The sequence below is a fragment of the Levilactobacillus fujinensis genome (genome assembly GCF_003946335.1).
GTDB lineage: Bacteria > Bacillota > Bacilli > Lactobacillales > Lactobacillaceae > Levilactobacillus > Levilactobacillus fujinensis.
In genome coordinates, this window is sequence record NZ_RHNX01000072.1 from 1 (window position 1) to 3,759 (window position 3,759).

The 3,759-nt window shown below is 41.0% G+C and carries 2 protein-coding genes; both read right to left on the minus strand.

Annotated elements, in window-relative coordinates:
• A partial coding sequence (topB, locus tag EKM89_RS13540; RefSeq protein WP_125689300.1) for a DNA topoisomerase III occupies positions 1-2,100 on the minus strand: 2,100 nt, incomplete at its 3' end.
• Between the two features lie 96 nt (positions 2,101-2,196).
• Positions 2,197-3,759, minus strand: a 1,563-nt coding sequence (locus EKM89_RS13545) for a MobA/MobL family protein (RefSeq protein WP_125689302.1), incomplete at its 5' end; no start/stop codon positions are given.

A 3,759-nucleotide genomic window follows, 5' to 3' on the forward strand; every position in this document is an offset into this window, starting at 1 on the left:
CTTTAACTTGGCGTCAAACGACTTTCCTTTTTTACTCTTGAAACCCTTTAATTTGCTCGTTTCCCCCTTGGTGACCAACGCTTTAATGGCGGTCTTCCCGAGGGTCTTACTGCTCCATTTCTTGGGCAGGGTAAAGTCTTCGCCTTGCTTAGGCTTTACAATATAAAACTTCTGTTTATTTAAAACGGTCGCTTGCGGTGTTTCTAAGAAGACCTCGGCGGACTTTTGTGCTTGCTGTTGGTGATTGATTTGTTGCTTAATGGCTGAATTGCCGGTTAATTGTGTGGGGACATCAGCAATTAACTTCGCCACAAACTTCTTAATCTGGCTCAAAAAGTTATCTGGGGTGCGTTCTTCGGTACTGATTTGCTGTAATGCTTGCTCCCATTTTTCTGTCATCTCTGGGCTAGTTAACAAGGGTTCGAGTTCAACCGCTTTACATAAAGTAATCCCCGCTTCACTGACGTGGAGCTTGTTCTTTTCAGTAACTAAATAGCCGCGCTTCTTTAACACTTCCAGCACATTTGCCCGGGTTGCGCTCGTTCCAATGCCTTGCACATCTTTAAGAATCGCCTGGGCTTCTTCATCATCAAGTGTTTTACCGGCCGTCTTCATTGCCGTAATTAAGGTACCTTCGGTAAAGGGCACCGGTGGTGTCGTTTCTTTTTGCGGTGTTTGCAGATTCGCTTGAACTTGGTCGCCTTGGTGAACGATCGGTAGGGTGGCTGCCTCTTGCTGGTCGGTTTTGTGATCATCAAATAAAGCTTGCCAACCTTGCTTAGTTGGGACCTTACCGGTTGCTTTAAAATTGGCGTCACCAACTTGGGTGATAATGGTGGTTTCTTCGTACTCGTACGGATCAGCAAACATCGCTAACGTCGTCCTTAAAACCAGGTCATAGACTTGTTGCTGTAATTTAGATAAGCTGGCTAGTTTCTCTTTAGTCGGCACAACTTTAGTCATGATAATGGCGTAATGCTCTTCAACCTTTTTCCCATTGACGTAACGTTTATTTGGGGTGGTATTGGTTAAAGCGACTTGCTTAGAGACTAAACCCAGATACTTCGTCAGATTAGCCACTAAGTACTCAAATTCTTCATCAGTGATATAAGCACAATCGGTGCGGGGATAACTCAACAACTTGGCTTCATATAAACTTTGAATGGCTGCTAAGGTTTGGCTGGCGCTGGCGTGATAACGTTTATTCATGGCACTTTGCAGACTGGATAGTGAGAATAGTTGGGGACTAGCACGCTTTTTAGCCTGTTTTTGGACGTCCTTGATTAAACCGCCCTGTGAGCCTTTCTGAACGTGTTTAGCTTGCATGAATGTCATTATCCCTGTTTCGTCTTTAAATCGCTGATAGGGGTCTAATTTTGCGACGAATTTTTGCTGATTAGCTAAAATTTCCGCATTTAGTTCAAAATAGGGTTCCGGCTTAAAGTTTTTGATTGCCTGGTCTCTTCGATAAACCATATACAAGGTTGGCGTCTGCACGCGACCAATTGAGTACACCCCGCGCACCCCTTTTTGTCTTAACAACAAAGTATATAAAGGACTGCCATTCATACCAATTAACCAGTCACTAATTTGACGGGTTTGGGCTTCTTTATAAGCCAAATAGTCTTTGTGCCAATCACCAAGATTTTTAAAGCCGGTAATAATCGCGTCTTTTTCTAGGCTATTCAACCAAAGGCGCTTAATCGTTTTCGACTTAACATCAATATGCGCTTGGTTCATGATCGACCACGCGATATTTGACCCTTCTCGACCACTATCGGTGGCCACAATAATGGTATCGGCTTTCGTTAACAGGTCTTTAACGACCTTGAATTGGGCTTTTTTACTAGCTGACACTTCAAACTTGTATTTATCGGGGAAAATCGGTAAATTAGATAAGGCCCATTGCTGGTATTTCTGATCATATTTATCCGGTGTGGCTAGTTCAACTAAATGTCCGAGACCATACGTGACAAGCGTATTATCGGGCAAAACAGGGTCACTAACCGTATAGTAACCCTGTTTTTTTGTGCTCTTTTGAAAGGCTTGGACGTATGAACGGGCTTGACTGGGTTTTTCAGCTAAGATAACAGTGGTCATGTTCGTTCACTCCTTATGATTCAATTTTTGATCTAATTCTGTTTTGCCTTGTTCAGCCGCTTTTAACCAGGTTTAACGGTGCATTTTTTATTCCGATTACAAGTGCATGCCCCCATCTTCATGCCGATTTCGAGTTTGGTGTTGCCGTTGCTTTTTCGCCATTTCCCACTCAGTCTCTTTTAAACCTTGCGCCTGTCTTTGTCGTTGGTAATCTTCATCACGAGCATATAGAACAGTCATGATCGCGTCACTAAAGGCCGTCTTTAAGTAGTAGTTTGGACTAACTGGCTTATAATTTAACGGTTGATAATGTGCCAGCTGGGATTTTCGATATTGATCGTCCTTAGCTTGTTGCTCTTTTAACTGTTTTTGGATTTTCTCAATCTGACTGTTCTTAATCGTTGGATCGACTTTACATTCACCCAAAAAGAGTTGTTTAGTGCCGTCATGCTTTAAAACCCGTTGTAAGTGATGATTCTCTAACTGATCTAAGCTAAGCTGTCCCGATAAATAAGCTAACCCTAATTGATGTTCTTGGGTACTGAAAACCCTCGGTGGGTTTTCTTGCCATTGTGCCATTGTTTCGACTTTTAATGGCTTTAAAGTTGGATCATAGTACATCACGGCTGTATAGGCCTGTTCTTCTCTAACTAGTGAAAGATCATCTAAATCACCATTAGGAAAGGCTCTTTTCAATACTTCATGGTATTGCGTTTGAATGACTTGCTTAACTGCTATGATTGTCCGTAGGTCTTTGACTGCTCTCGTAATCGTTTGCTGTTCTGCTGGTGAATACTTTTCTAGTAGTCCTTTATCGACGTGTTCTAGGCTTTCTAAGCTATCAGAGTGGATCATTAGCGTATATTTCAGATCAATTTTGGTCTCTTTTTCTTGTTGCATTAATAACTTAAAACCAACGTATGGCCGCTTGGTAAAGGTCAATAATTGCTGGGTCAATAAATCATCACGAATATTCATTAAACGTTCGTTTAATTCACTGCCTTTGAAAACTGTTTGCTCGCTTTCGGTTTCCTTAATTAATTCTCGTCTTTCAGCTTGCGTGGTCTGTTCAAAATTAAGCTCTGGATAAAGTTTTTTCGTGGTACGATCGACCACTTTGTTTAAGAGTTCATCTGCCTTTTTTAATGAGCTTTCTTGTTGGTTAATTGTCAATAATTGTTTAGTCACATCTTCACCAACTGCATGTTTAATTAAGGTGCTATTTTTCCAATAAAATAGCATGCGCCGTTTATCATCTAAACTCTCCAAACTGATATAAGTTTTCAGTTCATGGCTTAACTCATTGACCACCCGTTTTTCATTAAACGAGAAGTGTTCACTTAGGCTATCTAAGTGACCTCTATTGATTGCTTTTTCTTGGTTGTTTTTATAACTGGCTTTGGCTTTGCGATAGTTCTTTACTTGTTGGTTAAATTCTTTTCTTTCATACCGCTTACTATTAATTCCCTCGTGTTGGGTTGGTGTATCATCTATTCCCTGCTCAGTAAATGATTTTTCACTGATCCGATCGGGAATATTTTTTTGCTCTAAAACCTGATTGACACTAACTGCCCAATTATGACGCCATTCAATTATTTTTTCTTTCTTATCCCAATCGACCATCAGTATCTTTCTACTCTTAGGGTACTTGCTAGTTCC